General features: G+C 64.9%; 2 protein-coding genes. Both read right to left on the bottom strand.

What is annotated here, in order from left to right; translation table 11 throughout:
- Positions 1–50: 50 nt before the first annotated feature.
- The gene (locus EN893_RS36300; protein ID WP_127272143.1) at positions 51–467 is read right to left on the bottom strand and encodes a DoxX family protein; all 417 of its coding nucleotides are present in this window, start codon (positions 465–467) and stop codon (positions 51–53) included.
- Positions 468–621: 154 nt separating this feature from the next.
- A partial coding sequence (locus tag EN893_RS39725; protein ID WP_164750265.1) for a DoxX family protein occupies positions 622–750 on the bottom strand: 129 nt, incomplete at its 5' end.

Here is a 750-nt window from a genome sequence, read left to right as displayed (position 1 = left end):
CCCCCTTGTGGGGAGGGGTTAGGGGCGGGGGTCCGTGCCGGGCAGACATCTCAGGAATTCCACATGCGATGGCCGCGCCCGTCGACCGACCAGGCTCCCGCACCGGCCATGGCCAGCGCAACAGATCCGCCTGATATCGCAATGTCCTTCATCAGCATCTGCTGGTGCAGGAAGGAGAGCATCGCGTCGCCGCCGCCCTGGCCGTAATGGCCGATGAACCCGGCGGCAATGCAGAAGGCAGCGAGCAGCAGCGCCGCGATCCGGGTCTGGAAACCGACCAGGACGAGCAGCCCGGCGATCACTTCGAACAGTCCCGTGCCCCAGGCGGCAAGTGCCGGCAGCGGCAGGCCGAGGTTTACGAAATAGCCTGTGGTGCCGGCTATGTCGCTCAATGCCTGGAAACCGGAGGGCACGAACAGGGCGGCGAGCAGCAGCCGGGAGAGCAGGAGCAGCGCGTTGCGGGGCATGTTCACCTCCCTCGGCCGCCGGCCGGCTTCGTCCCGATAGCCCCTATCCTAGCAGAAAACTCCGGCCAGCAGATCGGCGGGCATACACCGATAACGAAAAAGCGGCACGGAAAATTCCGCGCCGCTTTTTGTTCGGCTATTGCCAGTTTTTGGCTCAGCCGCGCTTGGCGTCGATCGAATAGGCGCCGGCGCCCGAGGAAGCCAGCACGAGGAAGCCGCCCGCAATGGCGAGGTTCTTGAGAAACTGGATCATCTGCATCTGGTCGGCCCAACCGGTATGGGC

The organism is Mesorhizobium sp. M7A.F.Ca.CA.004.04.2.1, assembly GCF_004022825.1.
GTDB lineage: Bacteria > Pseudomonadota > Alphaproteobacteria > Rhizobiales > Rhizobiaceae > Mesorhizobium.
The sequence above is the reverse complement of the archived record's forward strand: the minus strand, read 5'-3'. Positions and strand labels throughout refer to the sequence as shown.

Bases quoted from the DNA above. Each gene is read 5' to 3' on its own strand.
- EN893_RS36300 (WP_127272143.1), bottom strand. From the start codon at position 467: ATGCCCCGCAACGCGCTGCTCCTGCTCTCCCGGCTGCTGCTCGCCGCC.